The sequence below is a fragment of the Bacillus sp. UNC437CL72CviS29 genome (assembly GCF_000482345.1).
GTDB classification, from domain to species: Bacteria; Bacillota; Bacilli; order Bacillales; family Bacillaceae_G; genus Bacillus_A; species Bacillus_A arachidis.
On record NZ_AXVB01000037.1, the window covers coordinates 1 to 15,442 of the forward strand.

General features: G+C 37.6%; 16 protein-coding genes, 1 tRNA gene, 3 rRNA genes, 1 other RNA gene and 1 other annotated feature. Of the genes, 4 read left to right on the forward strand and 17 right to left on the reverse strand.

The genetic code is table 11. The annotated features are described in order from the left end of the window. The 8 genes from M014_RS0120495 to tadA form a co-directional block, all read right to left on the reverse strand. Window positions 1–251, reverse strand: a 16S ribosomal RNA gene (locus M014_RS0120495); the annotation flags it as partial. Window positions 252–484: 233 nt separating this feature from the next. Continuing rightward, window positions 485–754, reverse strand: coding sequence for a pro-sigmaK processing inhibitor BofA family protein (locus M014_RS0120500; RefSeq protein ID WP_026593361.1), 270 nt, complete (start codon window positions 752–754; stop codon window positions 485–487). Window positions 755–858: 104 nt separating this feature from the next. Then, on the reverse strand, window positions 859–1,080 hold the full coding sequence (locus M014_RS0120505) for a YaaL family protein (protein WP_026593362.1): 222 nt from the start codon (window positions 1,078–1,080) through the stop codon (window positions 859–861). Window positions 1,081–1,094: 14 nt separating this feature from the next. Continuing rightward, window positions 1,095–1,691, reverse strand: coding sequence for a recombination protein RecR (gene recR / locus M014_RS0120510; protein ID WP_026593363.1), 597 nt, complete (start codon window positions 1,689–1,691; stop codon window positions 1,095–1,097). 17 nt (window positions 1,692–1,708) lie between these two features. Then, complete coding sequence (locus tag M014_RS0120515; RefSeq protein WP_170833727.1) at window positions 1,709–2,035, reverse strand: YbaB/EbfC family nucleoid-associated protein; 327 nt, start codon at window positions 2,033–2,035, stop codon at window positions 1,709–1,711. 25 nt (window positions 2,036–2,060) lie between these two features. Then, the gene (dnaX, locus tag M014_RS0120520) at window positions 2,061–3,749 is read right to left on the reverse strand and encodes a DNA polymerase III subunit gamma/tau (RefSeq protein ID WP_026593365.1); all 1,689 of its coding nucleotides are present in this window, start codon (window positions 3,747–3,749) and stop codon (window positions 2,061–2,063) included. 133 nt (window positions 3,750–3,882) lie between these two features. Beyond that, an RNA gene (ffs, locus tag M014_RS28770) (signal recognition particle sRNA large type) lies at window positions 3,883–4,147 on the reverse strand. A 78-nt stretch (window positions 4,148–4,225) separates the two neighbouring features. Next, window positions 4,226–4,723 (reverse strand): tRNA adenosine(34) deaminase TadA, encoded by a 498-nt coding sequence (gene tadA / locus M014_RS0120525; protein ID WP_026593366.1) that lies wholly within the window; start codon window positions 4,721–4,723, stop codon window positions 4,226–4,228. A gap of 329 nt (window positions 4,724–5,052) precedes the next feature. Here tadA and M014_RS0120530 point away from each other — a divergent pair, with 329 nt between their 5' ends. The 3 genes from M014_RS0120530 (at window position 5,053) to M014_RS0120540 (ending at window position 7,020) form a co-directional block, all read left to right on the forward strand. Beyond that, window positions 5,053–5,592, forward strand: a complete 540-nt coding sequence (locus tag M014_RS0120530; RefSeq protein WP_026593367.1) for an isochorismatase family cysteine hydrolase — start codon at window positions 5,053–5,055, stop codon at window positions 5,590–5,592. Between the two features lie 121 nt (window positions 5,593–5,713). Next, complete coding sequence (locus tag M014_RS0120535; protein ID WP_026593368.1) at window positions 5,714–6,349, forward strand: deoxynucleoside kinase; 636 nt, start codon at window positions 5,714–5,716, stop codon at window positions 6,347–6,349. A gap of 2 nt (window positions 6,350–6,351) precedes the next feature. Further along, window positions 6,352–7,020 carry a deoxynucleoside kinase gene (locus tag M014_RS0120540; RefSeq protein ID WP_026593369.1) on the forward strand — a complete coding sequence of 223 codons (669 nt, stop codon included), beginning with the start codon at window positions 6,352–6,354 and terminating at the stop codon, window positions 7,018–7,020. Window positions 7,021–7,055: 35 nt separating this feature from the next. On the opposite strand, the gene M014_RS0120545 is transcribed toward M014_RS0120540, so the two are convergent. The 7 genes from M014_RS0120545 to guaB all read right to left on the reverse strand — a co-directional run bounded on the left by M014_RS0120545 (window position 7,056) and on the right by guaB (window position 13,999). Next, window positions 7,056–7,439 carry a DUF3797 domain-containing protein gene (locus M014_RS0120545; protein WP_026593370.1) on the reverse strand — a complete coding sequence of 128 codons (384 nt, stop codon included), beginning with the start codon at window positions 7,437–7,439 and terminating at the stop codon, window positions 7,056–7,058. A gap of 167 nt (window positions 7,440–7,606) precedes the next feature. Next, a tRNA-Ser gene (locus M014_RS0120550) sits at window positions 7,607–7,699 on the reverse strand. Window positions 7,700–7,854: 155 nt separating this feature from the next. After that, complete coding sequence (gene serS / locus M014_RS0120555; protein WP_026593371.1) at window positions 7,855–9,129, reverse strand: serine--tRNA ligase; 1,275 nt, start codon at window positions 9,127–9,129, stop codon at window positions 7,855–7,857. A 51-nt stretch (window positions 9,130–9,180) separates the two neighbouring features. Continuing rightward, window positions 9,181–9,402: a binding site (T-box leader), on the reverse strand. A gap of 54 nt (window positions 9,403–9,456) precedes the next feature. Then, window positions 9,457–10,047, reverse strand: coding sequence for a pyridoxal 5'-phosphate synthase glutaminase subunit PdxT (pdxT, locus tag M014_RS0120560; RefSeq protein WP_026593372.1), 591 nt, complete (start codon window positions 10,045–10,047; stop codon window positions 9,457–9,459). 17 nt (window positions 10,048–10,064) lie between these two features. Beyond that, window positions 10,065–10,952 (reverse strand): pyridoxal 5'-phosphate synthase lyase subunit PdxS, encoded by an 888-nt coding sequence (gene pdxS, locus M014_RS0120565; RefSeq protein ID WP_026593373.1) that lies wholly within the window; start codon window positions 10,950–10,952, stop codon window positions 10,065–10,067. Between the two features lie 159 nt (window positions 10,953–11,111). Next, a complete protein-coding gene (locus M014_RS0120570; RefSeq protein ID WP_026593374.1) occupies window positions 11,112–12,431 on the reverse strand; it encodes a D-alanyl-D-alanine carboxypeptidase family protein in 1,320 nt (439 codons plus the stop codon). A gap of 104 nt (window positions 12,432–12,535) precedes the next feature. After that, on the reverse strand, window positions 12,536–13,999 hold the full coding sequence (gene guaB / locus M014_RS0120575) for an IMP dehydrogenase (protein ID WP_026593375.1): 1,464 nt from the start codon (window positions 13,997–13,999) through the stop codon (window positions 12,536–12,538). 115 nt (window positions 14,000–14,114) lie between these two features. Here guaB and M014_RS0120580 point away from each other — a divergent pair, with 115 nt between their 5' ends. Beyond that, window positions 14,115–15,110 (forward strand): YaaC family protein, encoded by a 996-nt coding sequence (locus M014_RS0120580; protein WP_026593376.1) that lies wholly within the window; start codon window positions 14,115–14,117, stop codon window positions 15,108–15,110. Window positions 15,111–15,151: 41 nt separating this feature from the next. On the opposite strand, the gene rrf is transcribed toward M014_RS0120580, so the two are convergent. Continuing rightward, window positions 15,152–15,267 (reverse strand): 5S ribosomal RNA (gene rrf, locus M014_RS0120585). 51 nt (window positions 15,268–15,318) lie between these two features. Beyond that, a 23S ribosomal RNA gene (locus M014_RS0120590) occupies window positions 15,319–15,442 on the reverse strand; the annotation flags it as partial.

Consider the following 15,442-nt stretch of genomic DNA (forward strand, 5'->3'; position numbering starts at 1 on the left):
TGCGACGCGGGTCCATCCATAAGTGACAGCCGAAGCCGCCTTTCAATTTCGCACCATGCAGCGCAAAATGTTATCCGGTATTAGCCCCGGTTTCCCGGAGTTATCCCAGTCTTATGGGCAGGTTACCCACGTGTTACTCACCCGTCCGCCGCTAACTTCATAAGAGCAAGCTCTTAATTAGTTCGCTCGACTTGCATGTATTAGGCACGCCGCCAGCGTTCATCCTGAGCCAGGATCAAACTCTCCAATAAAGTTAGTTTGTCTAGCATCTAAAATAAAAATTGACGTTTCACGTTGTTTGTTTCGTTTAGTTTTCAAAGTTCAATATCGCGTTTCAGCGACTTTCATAATATAACATTTCTTAATTAATTCGTCAACTTCTTTTTTCTTTCGTTGTTGACGACGCTTATTAATTTATCATATTAACAATTAATAAGTCAACACTCTTTTTCATTTTTTTAAAAAACAAATGCCAAAATGCTTCTCATCCTGGCATTATATATAATTTAATGATAACTAAAGCACAAATACCCGGTATTCCCAAAACGCTAGAAACAGAAGCTGTACCTATATTAATTGGAATATGAAAACCAAAGTATGTTCCAATCACATTAACGGCAAACAAAAACACTACACCTATCATTACTTTAACAAACATCTTGCCTATGATTTGTAATGGTCTCATCGAAGCGCCAAAAATCAGCAAAACAAATATCAAAGTTAGGATTCCACCAATAACGAATGTAGAGTTCATTTTCTCCCTCCTTATATAACTTATACATTCTATATGTATGGGACAAGGAAACAAAAAATGCCGTTCAATTATATAAAAAGACCCTGGTTACAAAACCAGGATCTTTACCATCGCTCCATTTTTACCGGACGCCTCTTTGCTTCTTTTAGCAAGAAAAAGTATTTCGCTTCTGCTAATTTCAAAGAACACAGCACATCTTGGGATGGTTCAACACTTTGTTCTACCATCCTTTTTTGACGTAGCCACTCATTCTTCACTTTCTCTAATAAGGCTATTAACTTATCATCATATTCTTTTCGCAACTTTCCCTTTTTTTGAAAAAACATTTTGATTTCTCCTCTTATACTTCTCTACGACCTTCTAAAGCCTTCGATAACGTTACTTCATCCGCATATTCTAAATCTCCACCAACGGGAAGACCATGCGCAATACGAGTCACTTTAATACCTGTCGGTTTTAAGAGGCGGGAAATATACATCGCTGTAGCTTCCCCTTCAATATTTGGGTTTGTTGCTAAAATAACTTCTTGTACAATTTCATCCTGTAATCTTTTTAACAATTGCGGAATATTAATATCCTCTGGACCAATTCCCTCCATTGGCGAAATTGCACCACGAAGCACATGATAGACACCTTGATATTCTTTCATTTTTTCCATTGCGATTACATCTTTTGCTTCTTGCACAACACAAACAACTGATTGGTCACGATGTGAATCATCGCAAATATAACAAGGATCACGATCTGTAATATGTCCACAAACTGAACAATATGTTAAATTTCGCTTTGCATTTACGAGTGATTTAGCAAAGTCTAGTACGTCATCTTCTTTCATATCTAGTACAAAGAATGCCAATCGAACAGCCGTTTTCGGGCCAATTCCCGGCAACTTCATAAAGCTATCTATGAGCTTTGAAATCGGTTCTGGATAATGCATGTTTCAATATCCTCCTACTAGAACATTCCACCTGGTAAGTTTAAGCCTTTTGTAAATTGCCCCATTGTAGAGTTTGAAAGTTCCTCAGCTTGCTTAATTGCATCATTTGTTGCAGCTAATACAAGATCTTGTAACATTTCAATATCTTCTGGATCTACAACTTCTTCTTTAATTTTTACATCAAGAATTTGCTTGTGACCATTTGCGATAACCGTAACCATTCCGCCACCTGCTGTACCCTCAACTGTTTTTTCACCAAGTTCCTCTTGTGCTTTCGCCATTTGCTTTTGCATCTTTTGCATTTGCTTCATCATGTTATTCATATTTCCCATTCCGCCACGCATCATAATAAATTCCTCCTAGTTATTGTTATTCTTTTATTTCAATAAGTTGTTGCCCTACTAATTTTACCGCCTCATCTACGAGGGGATCTACTTTTTGTTCTGCAGCTTCTTCTGAATTTCCACCTTCACGCTGTAAAAATTCCTCTCGTATTTTCCCCCACTCACTCTTTGGAATTGCAATCATGTTTAACCTTTTACTAAGCAATTCAAAGAGAATCTGCTCTACAGTATCCATCGCATCACGATTTTCACTTGCCATTTTGCAATGTATCTCATATTGGAAAGCTAAAACATAAGAATCCTCAGAAGCTGCTACTGGTTCACTATTTTCTAATAATACAGCAAAAGCCACTTTGTTATAGGATTTAAGTCTTCCTAACAACTCACCCCATACACCTTTTAGCTGTTCTAAATTTTGGCGTTTTGCCTGCTTTAACACCTCATGTACACGACCAACAGGAATTTTCATATTCCCTGTCCGCACAGGTTTCGGTGCTGCACGTGTCTCTCTTACTTCCTGTCCTACACCAGCTGGTACTCCATTTTTCTTCACATGTTCCAATTCTTTTTCTAATTGTTGCATTCTGTTTATAATTGCTTGCAAACGATCCGTACCATTTGCTTGTACCATAAACTGCTGGCAAAGTTGTACCATAACAACCTCTAGGAAAATTCGCGGATGATTTGTCCACTTCATCTCCTGTTGCCCCTTACTAAGTGTATGAATAATTTCATAAATGATCTCAGGTTGCATCGCTTCACTTAGCATACGGAACTGTTCATCTACAATTACTCGTTCTAACATATGTTCTAATTGTGGTGAAGTTTGATATAAAAGCATATCACGATAATAGTAAATGAAGTCTTCCATAAAACGAACTGGGTCTTTTCCTTTACTCATCATATCATCAATAATACGCAACGCTCTTGATACATCATTCTCTCTTATACATTCTACAAGATTACCTAAATATTGTTGAGAAACAGAACCTGTTACCGCTAAGACGTCCTCAGTCGTAACAATCTCATCGCTATAAGAAATAGCCTGATCAATCAGACTAAGCGCATCACGCATGCCACCTTCAGCAGCACGTGCAACAATTTGCAACGCCTCATCTTCTACCTTTGTACCTTCATTTGTAACAACTGTCGCTAGTCTCTCTACAATGTCATGTACTGATATCTTTCGAAATTCGAAGCGTTGACAGCGTGAAATGATTGTAGGTGGAATTTTATGAGGCTCTGTTGTCGCCAAAATAAAGATAACATGTGATGGCGGCTCTTCTAATGTCTTTAACAGCGCATTAAAAGCCCCCATAGAAAGCATGTGAACCTCATCGATAATGTATACTTTATATCTCACTGCACTTGGGGCATACTTTACTTTATCTCTTATATCTCGAATTTCATCTACACCGTTATTTGAAGCCGCATCAATTTCTAATACATCCGAAATAGACCCTTTTGTAATGCCTAAACACGCAGGACATTCATTACAAGGTTCAGCTACTGGAGCATGCTCACAGTTAATTGCCTTTGCAAATACTTTTGCAATTGTCGTTTTACCTGTTCCTCTCGGGCCAGAAAACAAATAAGCATGCGAAGCTTTCTCCTGAAGAAGGGCATTCTGCAACGTTTTTGTTACGTGCTTTTGACCAACTACATCTTCAAACTTTTGCGGCCTCCATGTTCGGTATAACGCTTGGTATGACACGAAAATACGGCCTCCCTCAAAGGTTATTATCTTGTATATTATAACCCATTCTGTTTATAGATTCCAAAAGTTATTTTCTATGCAAAAAACCCACCTCTTTGTATGAGGTGGGTTTTGTATACATATATAACTGCCGTGCACCTTCTGTCGATTACGTACCATAAGCGTTACTTAAGCAGTTAGCTCGGTTCAGGCACTCCTGCGGCACACGAGAAGACCCGCTTATTGCTGCTTCCTTCCGGACCTGACAAGGTTCACGGGGTCCCGTTGCGCAGGACCCAAACGTCAACACCACTTACTTAAGGCAGGCCTTACAGCAACATAACCTCGAGAAGGGATTCGGCCTCGCTAGAGCGGATTGCGAGTACAGGGCACCGCTACCTCCCCGCTTAGCACGGCAAAGTTAAAACCAATATTCGGTTGCCTTATTGAAGGCATTATCAGTATAACTTGTTTCTTCATAAATTGCAAACCTGTTAACGAGCAATATTTTCATCCAATTTTTTCTTTTGCTCTTTTCTCTTTTTTCGCAGCCCCTTAAAAAAGTTTGTTAACAACGCTCCACACTCTTCTTCCATCACACCAGATACTACTTCACATTGATGATTAAAACGCTCATCGGTTAAAAGGTTCATTAACGTACCTGCACATCCGCCTTTTGGATCACTTGCACCATATACCACACGTTTTACACGCGATAAAACAAGTCCGCCTGCGCACATTGGGCATGGCTCTAATGTAACATATAGCGTAGCGTTTTCTAGGCGCCACGTACCTAACTTTTTGCAAGCTTCATCTATAGCTAATAACTCTGCATGAGCGATTGATCGTTGCTCTGTCTCCCTTAAATTATGAGCAACGCTGATCACTTCCCCATCTAGTACAATAACAGCTCCAATTGGAACTTCTTGAATTCCTTCAGCCTTCTTTGCTTCTTCTATTGCAAGCTGCATAAAATAAATGTCTTGTTCCATAATACAGTCCTCTCATTACGAATAAAGTATTATAACCCTTTACTCCTATATCAACCCATTTTGATTTTTGAGTATATAATCCCCTGCTAAACAGAATAAAAATTGATCTCCACTCATTTTTTCCTTTCAGTTTCACCTGGCATGGGGCAGGAAAAGGATTTGATCACTTCTATGCAGGATCGCAACCTCTCTCCCGCTCTAAAAGAATGAGTCCATGCTTTTTTTCATTTATATTCATATACGTACTATTCAATTATCCTTCTTCTTACAGATACAGGATAACTTTCACACATTCAATCCAACCTAAAGAAAAGAAAGGGTGACTACATATGAAAAATACTGCACTACTCATTATTGACATGATTAATGACTTTCAATTCTCACACGGGCCAATCCTTTCAAAAAAATGTCAAATAATTATAGAGCCCATCTTACAATTAAAACGAACAATGAAAATGAATGGTTATCCTGTTATTTATATTAACGATCATTACCAACTATGGAGAGCTGATATCGACCAACTTATTACTCATTGCACAAATAATTATAGCAAAAACATTATACAAGCAATTGCCCCCAGCACAGATGACTATGTTTTTATTAAACCACATTATTCGGCATTTTATGAAACTCCCTTAAATTCTTTATTAGGACATTTAAAGGTTGAAAAACTTATCATAACAGGGATTGCGGGAAACATATGCATCCTTTTTACAGCGAATGATGCTCATATGAGAAACTACACATTATATGTACCTCAAGATTGTACTGCTTCTAATTCTGATCAAGATAATAAACACGCTTTAAAAATAATGGAAACGACATTAAAGGCAAATATCATGCCCTCTCCTCAATTAAAATTTGAATAGCATGCGTCGATTTTCTAACTTTTTATGACAAATTAGTCCGCTTGCTTCCCTCTTATGCTACAATAATTCTGTTTTGTGCTTTTTATTTACAGGAAATTATGAATTGAAAGGAGGAAACAGCGTGACCGGAGTACCATTTATTACGGTTGAAGGACCAATCGGTGTTGGAAAAACTTCACTTGCGAAGGAAATTTCAACTCACATGCAACTCCATTTATTAAAAGAAATTGTTGATGAAAATCCTTTCTTAGGAAAGTTTTATGAAAACATTGAAGAATGGAGTTTTCAAACAGAAATGTTCTTTCTTTGCAATCGCTATAAACAATTGGAAGACATTAATATAAAATACTTGAATCAGCGTAAGCCAGTAGTAGCAGATTATCATATATTTAAAAATTTAATTTTTGCATCTCGCACATTAAAAGACGCTCAATATGACAAGTACATGCAAATTTATCGTATTCTTACGCAAGATATGCCCGTACCAAATGTCATTGTATATTTAACAGCAAGCCTAGAAACATTACAAAAACGGATCGCGATGCGTGGACGTGAATTTGAGAAAAACATGGATCCAAATTACTTACTACAACTTACCAAAGATTACGAAACGGCAATGGATGCCTTTAAAAAAGACCATCCTGATATTCCAGTGTTAAAATTCAATGGAGATAACATGGATTTCATTAAAAATAGTGAAGACTTGAATGTAATTTTATCCACTCTCCAAAATACACTCTCAAAGGGGACGAAATAGCAATGAATTTAAGGCAAAAGTATGATATACCAAATGATGCAGTAATTACAATTGCTGGTACAGTCGGAGTTGGTAAATCAACTATGACAACTGCACTGGCTAACGCTTTAGGTTACCGTACATCATTTGAAAAAGTAGATTCGAATCCATATTTAGATAAGTTCTATGGTGATTTCACACGCTGGAGCTTCCACTTACAAGTTTATTTTTTGGCAGAAAGATTTAAAGAACAAAAAAGAATCTTCGAATACGGCGGTGGCTTTGTACAAGATCGCTCTATCTATGAAGATACTGGTATTTTTGCAAAAATGCATCACGAAAAAGGAACAATGACGGAAACGGACTATGAAACATACAAAGGGTTGTTCGATGCAATGGTTATGACACCTTACTTCCCTCATCCAGACTTATTAATCTATTTAGAAGGTTCTTTTGATGATATTGTCAGTCGCATTCAAGAACGTGGTCGCCCAATGGAACAACAAACACCAATTGAGTATTGGCAAGAAATGCACGGGCGTTATGAAAATTGGATTAATAACTTTAACTCATGTCCAATCCTGCGTCTAAATATTAATGAATATGATATCTTAAAAGATGAAAGCTCGATTGAACCAATCATTAAGAAAATTGGACATTTTTTAAACCAAACACGTAAGCTTGTGAAATAAAAAACCCGTGCAGATGCACGGGTTTTTCCATTAACTTACTTCTTCTTTTTCGTTGGAGCAATAATTTCGCTCTCAGGTTTCCCAGCATTAATACGCTGACGAACGGTGCTTGTACTAATATCATATGCTTCAGCAATTTCTTTAACAGTCATTTCTTTTCCATTAATAATTGCTGTTAATACTTTACCAGTACGTTTTGGAGCTGCATCTTTTTCAGCAGTTTTTTTCGGTGCCTCTACTTTTTTCGCTTCTTTCTTCACATTACAAGTACAACCGCAAAGTTTACGGAATGTATCATCACTTATAATACGAGATACGTTTGCACCACTATTTAAAATTCTATTGTTCTTACAGACTGGGCATTGTACATAATATAAAGTTTTTCCATCTAGAGGAAATGTTTGTATAATAAGATCCATGTTGACTCCTTTCATATCTATGAAGATAATCATCGGAATATGAGTGTTTCATAAGGCCAAACTTCACCTTACATCATACTTTCTGATTGGCTTTAAAATAAAAACTCGTTACGTGTTGGTAACGAGTTCTCCAATCTCCACTTATATGCGCTGTTGTCAATTATATCTGGAGGAGGTAGAGGGATTCGAACCCCCGCGCGACTCTCGCCGCCTGTCGGTTTTCAAGACCGATCCCTTCAGCCAGACTTGGGTATACCTCCATATTGACATCCAATATAATATCAAAAGAAAAACAGTTAGTCAACCCTACCATCATAAATTATGAGGAAAGGAAAATGTTACTTTTCCTTTCCCTTCATGTTGCTACTGACAACACCTGGAATTACCAATCACTCATACCGATGAAAGTTTTAATTTATTTAATAACTGTTTTTCCTCCCATATAAGGGCGAAGAACTTCTGGAATTATAATTGTACCATCTTCTTGCTGGTAGTTTTCTAAAATCGCTGCAACTGTACGTCCAATTGCAAGTCCAGATCCATTTAGTGTATGAACAGGTTCTGGTTTAGCATTTGGTTCACGACGGAAACGAATATTCGCACGTCTTGCTTGGAAAGCTTCAAAGTTACTACAAGAAGAAATCTCACGATATGTTCCATAACTTGGAATCCATACTTCGATATCATATTTCTTCGCTGCTGTAAATCCTAAATCTCCTGTACACATGCTCATAACACGATATGGTAGACCTAATAATTGTAACACGCGTTCTGCATCATTTGTTAATTTTTCTAATTCTTCATAAGAATCTTCTGGTTTAACAAATTTCACAAGCTCAACTTTATTAAATTGATGCTGACGGATTAAACCACGTGTATCACGACCAGCTGAACCTGCTTCAGAACGGAAGCATGCACTAAATGCTGCATAACGAATTGGCAATTGGTCTGCACTTAAAATCTCATCACGATGCATATTTGTTACAGGTACTTCAGCTGTAGGAATCAAGAAATAGTCTTCACTTTCAATACGGAATGCATCTTCTTCAAATTTCGGGAGCTGCCCTGTCCCTGTCATGCTTGCCCGATTTACCATATATGGAGGCAACACTTCTTCATATCCATGTTCTTCTGTGTGAAGATCAAGCATAAAACTAATTAAAGCACGTTCTAACTTTGCACCTGCACCTTTAGAAAATACAAAGCGGCTTCCCGTTACTTTAGCAGCACGCTCGAAATCTAAAATCCCTAAGTCAGTTGCAAGATCCCAATGAGGTTTTGGTTCAAAATTAAATTCTTTTACTTCTCCCCAAGTACGAGCTACCACGTTATCATCTTCTGTGTCACCAATTGGCGCAGATTCATGAGGGATATTTGGGATAGAAAGCATTAATCTTTCTAAATCTTCTTCAACTGTACGAAGCTCATTATCAAAGTCTTTTACTTTTTCTCCTACTTCACGCATTTCTAAGATTAGCGCTTCTGCATCTTTCTTTTCACGCTTTAATACAGAAATTTGTTGAGATACTTCATTCCGCTTGCTTTTTAACTCTTCCGTTTGAACAAGCAACTCTCTTCTTCTTGTATCTAGTTCTTCGAAACGGCCGAAATCAGTTAAATCTTCGCCTCTATGCTGTAACTTTGCTTTTACTTCTTCAAAATTCGCACGTAAAAATTTAATATCAAGCATTATATATTCCTCCTTTTATTTTATAAAACACAAAAAACTCCCGTCCCTATAAAAAGGGACGGGAGTTAACCCGCGTTGCCACCCTAGTTGAAAGCAATGTTGCTTTCCTCTCAAGTAGAAATAACGACTCTTCACCGGAAATGTTTACTAATCATAAAGATATTCCACATTTCATTCCAGGATGGATTCACAAACTGTTTCTATCGGTTTCCACCAACCACCGACTCTCTATAAGAAACACTATTTGTTACTATTTCCTATCAACACGTTTATTTTATAAAATTGTTACCATCAATTTACTATAATCTTATACAAGTTGCAAGTTACTTATACAACTTTTTTCATTTTTTCTTCTTTCACCATTTGCACAAAATATGCTGTAACACGATGATCATCCGTTAACTCCGGATGGAAAGAAGCTGCTAAAAACGGTCCTTGTCTTACTGCTACCATTCGATCATTGTGCATAGAAAGAATTTCTACGTTGTCCCCTACACTTACAACGTATGGTGCACGAATAAATACACCAATAAAGTCTTCTCCTACCCCTTTTATCGAAAGGGCAGCTTCGAAGCTATCCTTTTGGCGTCCAAACGCATTACGTTCAACTGTAATATCCATAGCACCGATATGAGATTCTTCATAACCAATAAGATTGTTTGCAAGTAAAATCATACCTGCACACGTACCAAACATTGGTTTACCAGATTTCGCAAATTCACGAAGTGGTTCCATAAAATCGTACTTATCAATAAGACGACGCATTGTTGTACTTTCCCCACCTGGCAAAATAAGACCATCAATTTCTTCAAGTTGTTCTATACGTTTTACAATTACAGCTTCTGCACCACTTGCTTCAACTGCTTTTACATGCTCACGAACAGCACCTTGAAGACCTAATACACCGACTTTAACCATTTCAAAATCTCCTTTAATTACCAACCGCGCTCTTGCATGCGTTGTTCTGGTAATAATGTTGAAATTTCGACACCTTTCATTGCAGTACCCAATCCTTTAGAAAGGCTTGCAATTAGTTCATAATCTTCGTAATGTGTCGTTGCTTCAACAATTGCACGTGCGAATTTTTCTGGGTTTTCTGATTTGAAGATACCAGATCCTACGAACACACCATCTGCACCAAGTTGCATCATTAATGCAGCATCTGCTGGCGTTGCTACACCACCTGCTGCAAAGTTTACAACTGGCAGACGACCAAGACGTTTAATTTCCAGTAATACTTCATATGGAGCACCAGTATTTTTTGCATATGTCATTAATTCGTCTTCACGTAGGTTCGCAACTTGACGGATTTCAGCGTTTACTTGACGCATATGTCGCACTGCTTCTACAATGTTTCCTGTTCCAGGCTCGCCTTTTGTACGAAGCATAGATGCGCCTTCTGCAATACGACGCGCTGCCTCTCCAATATCACGACATCCACATACAAATGGAACAGTGTAATCACGTTTATTTAAATGATATACTTCATCAGCTGGAGTTAATACTTCACTCTCATCAATGTAGTCTACCCCTAATGATTCTAGCACACGTGCTTCCACAAGGTGACCAATACGGCATTTTGCCATAACCGGAATTGATACGGCACCCATAACCTCTTCAACAATTGTTGGATCTGCCATACGTGCAACGCCACCTGCTGCACGAATATCTGCAGGAACGCGTTCTAGTGCCATAACTGCAACTGCGCCCGCTTCTTCTGCAATTTTTGCTTGCTCAGCGTTAACTACGTCCATGATAACGCCGCCTTTTTGCATTTCTGCCATTCCACGTTTTACACGTTCTGTCCCTGTTACATTTGTCATGTACAAAAACCCCCCTAGGTGAATTGCTTTTCCCCGTTAAAGGCGAAAATTAAGAATACTCTTACATTCTACCACTAACTATTAGAGGCTTGTCCACTACTTTTTCATAAAGTCGGTATGAAAAATGGAATAAAAAAAAGCTCCTACAATGAGGAGCTCTTAAAACCAACCTTTTACTGTGTCAACAGCACTATTCCAAATTCCACTAAAGAAAGAGCCAACGCCACGCATAGAGCGTGTAAACCAGTTTGCTTTTTCTACTTCTGATTTTGTAACAAGATCTACTTGTAATGATTTACCTGATAAAAATCCAGGGTCATTATTATCTTTAGGGGATACAACCATTTGACCAAGTGTTGTACCTTTTTTAATTGGTGCTTCTTTTTCTTTACCTGTATCTTTAAATTCTGTTTTATATACATCTTTACTTCCTTTTGGTATCGGAAGTGTAACAGCTTGTTTCGTTTGTAATGTAACATCTTTATCTTTTGCATTTTCTACTCGTACAGTTTCATGCCCTTTTATTGCAGAACCTTTTGGATACACTTTTTTCACATCGAAGTTTGTAAAGCCATAATCAAATAATTTTTTTGTTTCGTCAAAACGTGCTGTATGAGAATTTGTTTTAATAACGACAGAAATTAAACGCATACCATTTCTTTCCGCTGTACCTGTAAAACAATCTCCAGCTTCTGGAGTAGATCCTGTTTTCAAGCCATCTACACCTTCATATTCCTTAACTAGTCCTTTTAGCATCCAGTTCCAGTTATCCATTTTAACAGGATATTTTCCACCTTCTTGGAACACTTTTTTCGGAATTTTCGCTGTATCTAATACTTTAGGGAAATCTTGAATTAGACGTTGCGCTAAAATCGCGACCTCTCTCGCAGACATTTTATTTTCTTCATCCGGTGTTGTGCCTTCAGGATGGTGTCCTTTTAAATCATGGTTTGTTAAGCCTGTAGAGTTTACGAATTTATAATTTTTTAATCCAAACTCTTTCGCCTTATCATTCATCATTTTTACAAAGTCTACTTCTTTACCTGCAGCTGCTTCTGCTAAAGCAATCGTTGCACCATTTGCAGAATAGATTGCCATTGCCTCATATAACTCTTTTACCGTATAAGAGCCACCATTTTCTAATGGAACGTTTGATAATGAGCGATCTTGTGAAATCTTATGTGCATATTCAGAAACTGTTACCTTTTGGTCCCACTTAAGTTTCCCTTTAGCCACCGACTCATTAATTAAGTATTCACTCATCATTTTCGTCATACTAGCAATTGCTAATAATTCATCTGCATTTTTTTGATACAAAATTTTCCCTGAATTTGCTTCTACTAAAATTGCTGCTCCTGCTTCAACGTTTAAAGCAGCACCCGTTTCTGCTGATGCACTGCCATATGTAACAAACATGCTGCAAAATAGTGTAAGCACTGTTACCATTGCAATGAATCGCTTGCAAAACATACCTTTCACTTCTGTTACCCCCAATATCTTTGTACTCACATAACCGTTATTCTAACATAATCAAAAAAAAATAGACAGAGATATCAAATCTCCATCTATTTACATATAAGACATTATAAAGAGTAATTTGGAGCCTCTTTTGTAATTTGTACGTGATGTGGGTGACTCTCACGTAAACCAGCACCTGACATACGAATGAATTGTGCATTCTCACGTAAGAATTCTAAGTCATTTGCTCCACAATATCCCATACCTGCACGTAATCCACCAACTAATTGGTGAACTGTATCAGCTAGAGGTCCCTTAAATGGTACACGGCCTTCGATACCTTCTGGAACAAGTTTTTTGTTTCCTTCTTGGAAATAACGATCTTTACTTCCTTTTTCCATCGCTCCAACAGAACCCATACCGCGATATACTTTAAATTGGCGACCTTGGTAAATTTCAGTTTCTCCTGGGCTTTCAGCTACACCAGCAAACATACTACCAAGCATTACAACGTTTGCTCCTGCTGCTAAAGCTTTTACCATATCTCCAGAGTATTTAATACCACCGTCAGCAATAACTGGGATACCGTGTTTACGAGCTTCTGTCGCACAATCATATACTGCCGTTAATTGCGGTACACCAACACCAGCTACAACACGTGTTGTACAGATAGAACCTGGTCCAATACCAACTTTGATAACATTTGCACCTGCTTCAATTAATGCGCGTGTTGCTTCAGCTGTGGCAACGTTACCTGCAATAATGTTCAATGTCGGATACTTTGCACGAACTTCTTTTACTTTCTCAATAACACCTTGAGAATGTCCGTGAGCTGTATCAAGTACAATTACGTCTACGTTTGCTTTTACTAATGCATCGATACGAAGAATAGCATCTGCAGTTACACCAACTGCTGCTCCAACTAATAAACGACCTTGTTTATCTTTTGCAGAGTTTGGAAACTCAATTACTTTTTCAATATCTTTAATGGTGATAAGCCCTTGTAATACACCGCTATTATCAAGAAGAGGGAGCTTTTCAATTTTGTATTTCTGTAGGATCTTTTCAGCTTCTTCTAGTGTTGTACCAACTGGAGCTGTAATCAATTGCTCCTTTGTCATCACATCGGAAATTTTGATGGAATAATCTTGGATAAAACGCATATCACGGTTTGTAATAATACCAACTAATTTTTGCTCTTCTAAATTATTTACAATTGGTACACCTGAGATACGATATTTTCCCATAAGATGTTCTGCATCATATACTTGATGTTCTGGAGTTAAAAAGAAAGGATCTGAGATAACGCCGCTTTCAGAGCGTTTTACTTTATCAACCTGCTCAGCTTGTTGCTCGATAGACATATTCTTATGAATAATCCCTAAACCGCCTTGACGCGCCATTGCAATAGCCATATCAGCTTCTGTTACTGTATCCATCCCTGCGCTAATTAAAGGAATGTTTAACTGCAAGCTTTCGGATAGAACTGTTTTAACACTCACTTCTCTTGGCAATACATCTGACTTCGCTGGTACAAGTAATACATCATCGAATGTCAAACCTTCTTTAACAAATTTAGATTCCCACATAATTGTTCCCCCCATGATACCAGAAATTATTATTAGTAGCTTAACAATTGGTTAAAATACTGTCAAGAACGTACATATATGTTAGAATTTTTAGACAATAAAAGGAGCGTAATATATGCATCATCCATCTTATACTTGGCAGCAACTAAGTTTCTTTTTTTCATCCCAACATGTACAGCGTTATCTTGCCCGCTGTTATGAAAAATTACCAATTGAAAACGCTGAAAAGAAAAGTTTCGAGAATTGCTATCCTTTCATTTATTATTTGGAACACGGAAAAAGTTATTATGAATTATGTAAAACTGCACCTTTCTCTATTCAACCTATGTTGTTATTTTACGGGATGAGTCAACTTTTAAAAGCATGTTTATTAACCGTTGATCCAAACTATCCAGAATCAACAACCGTCTTAGCTCATGGAGTTACAACGCGTAAACGAAAAAAACAAGGATACCAGTTTTTAGAGGATGAGGTTAAAGTACAGAAAAATGGATTATTCACTCATGTTGCAGAACGGATGTTTCACATGAAACACTTAGAGGCAGAAAAATTTATTATGCTAGAACTAATGGGGAAAATTCCTGAATTAAAAACCCTATTTCAACATAGTCAAAAAGAGAAAATATTATATAAAGTTAATGTGGTAGACGAACAGCATATTTCATTTTCCTCTGGCATACTTGATCGCTTACACATGACGCAAGAACGTTTTTCTCGTTACATAGAAACATCTTGTAAGCACCTCTTTATACAGTACATACCGAGTGAAGAGGCTGAATCTGATTTGTTATTTTCAGCTTCCTCTAAAACATGGAACCCTTTATACAGTACACCATTTTCTTATGATTGCAATACCAGCACTTATTATTTGCCAATAACTAAAGATGTAAGAGATTGTAAATCACTCTTACCAGAACTACTCATACATTATTTATTACTCTACAATTTAAGTATGATTTCTCGCTACGAGACTGACTGGTGGTACGACTTATTAGGAAGCTACGCCTCTGAAGATTACCCATTTATTTATCAATTTTTAGGGGTTTCCGCAAAAAAAATCCCTTACTATGTTTTATTATTTTTACTAGGTCAACACTCTCCGATTTCTTAGGAAATAAAAAAAGCACGAGTCAATTGACTCGTGCTTTAATTGCTTGGCGACGTCCTACTCTCACAGGGACAAGGTCCCAACTACCATCGGCGCTAGAGAGCTTAACTTCCGTGTTCGGTATGGGAACGGGTGTGACCTCTCTGCCATCATCACCAAACTATTGAAGGCATATTCCTTCAAAACTAGATAACATTTGCATTCATATTATATGGTTAAGTCCTCGATCTATTAGTATTCGTCAGCTCCACATGTCACCATGCTTCCACCTCGAACCTATCAACCTGATCATCTTTCAGGGATCTTACTAGCTTACGCTATGGGAAATCTCATCT

Coding starts and splice junctions, on each gene's coding strand:
- M014_RS0120500 (WP_026593361.1), bottom strand. CDS start 754: ATGAACTCTACATTCGTTATTGGTGGAATCCTAACTTTGATATTTGTT.
- M014_RS0120505 (WP_026593362.1), bottom strand. CDS start 1,080: ATGTTTTTTCAAAAAAAGGGAAAGTTGCGAAAAGAATATGATGATAAG.
- recR (WP_026593363.1), bottom strand. CDS start 1,691: ATGCATTATCCAGAACCGATTTCAAAGCTCATAGATAGCTTTATGAAG.
- M014_RS0120515 (WP_170833727.1), bottom strand. CDS start 2,035: ATGCGTGGCGGAATGGGAAATATGAATAACATGATGAAGCAAATGCAA.
- tadA (WP_026593366.1), bottom strand. CDS start 4,723: ATGGAACAAGACATTTATTTTATGCAGCTTGCAATAGAAGAAGCAAAG.
- M014_RS0120530 (WP_026593367.1), top strand. CDS start 5,053: ATGAAAAATACTGCACTACTCATTATTGACATGATTAATGACTTTCAA.
- M014_RS0120540 (WP_026593369.1), top strand. CDS start 6,352: ATGAATTTAAGGCAAAAGTATGATATACCAAATGATGCAGTAATTACA.
- M014_RS0120545 (WP_026593370.1), bottom strand. CDS start 7,439: ATGGATCTTATTATACAAACATTTCCTCTAGATGGAAAAACTTTATAT.
- serS (WP_026593371.1), bottom strand. CDS start 9,129: ATGCTTGATATTAAATTTTTACGTGCGAATTTTGAAGAAGTAAAAGCA.
- pdxT (WP_026593372.1), bottom strand. CDS start 10,047: ATGGTTAAAGTCGGTGTATTAGGTCTTCAAGGTGCTGTTCGTGAGCAT.
- pdxS (WP_026593373.1), bottom strand. CDS start 10,952: ATGACAAATGTAACAGGGACAGAACGTGTAAAACGTGGAATGGCAGAA.
- guaB (WP_026593375.1), bottom strand. CDS start 13,999: ATGTGGGAATCTAAATTTGTTAAAGAAGGTTTGACATTCGATGATGTA.
- M014_RS0120580 (WP_026593376.1), top strand. CDS start 14,115: ATGCATCATCCATCTTATACTTGGCAGCAACTAAGTTTCTTTTTTTCA.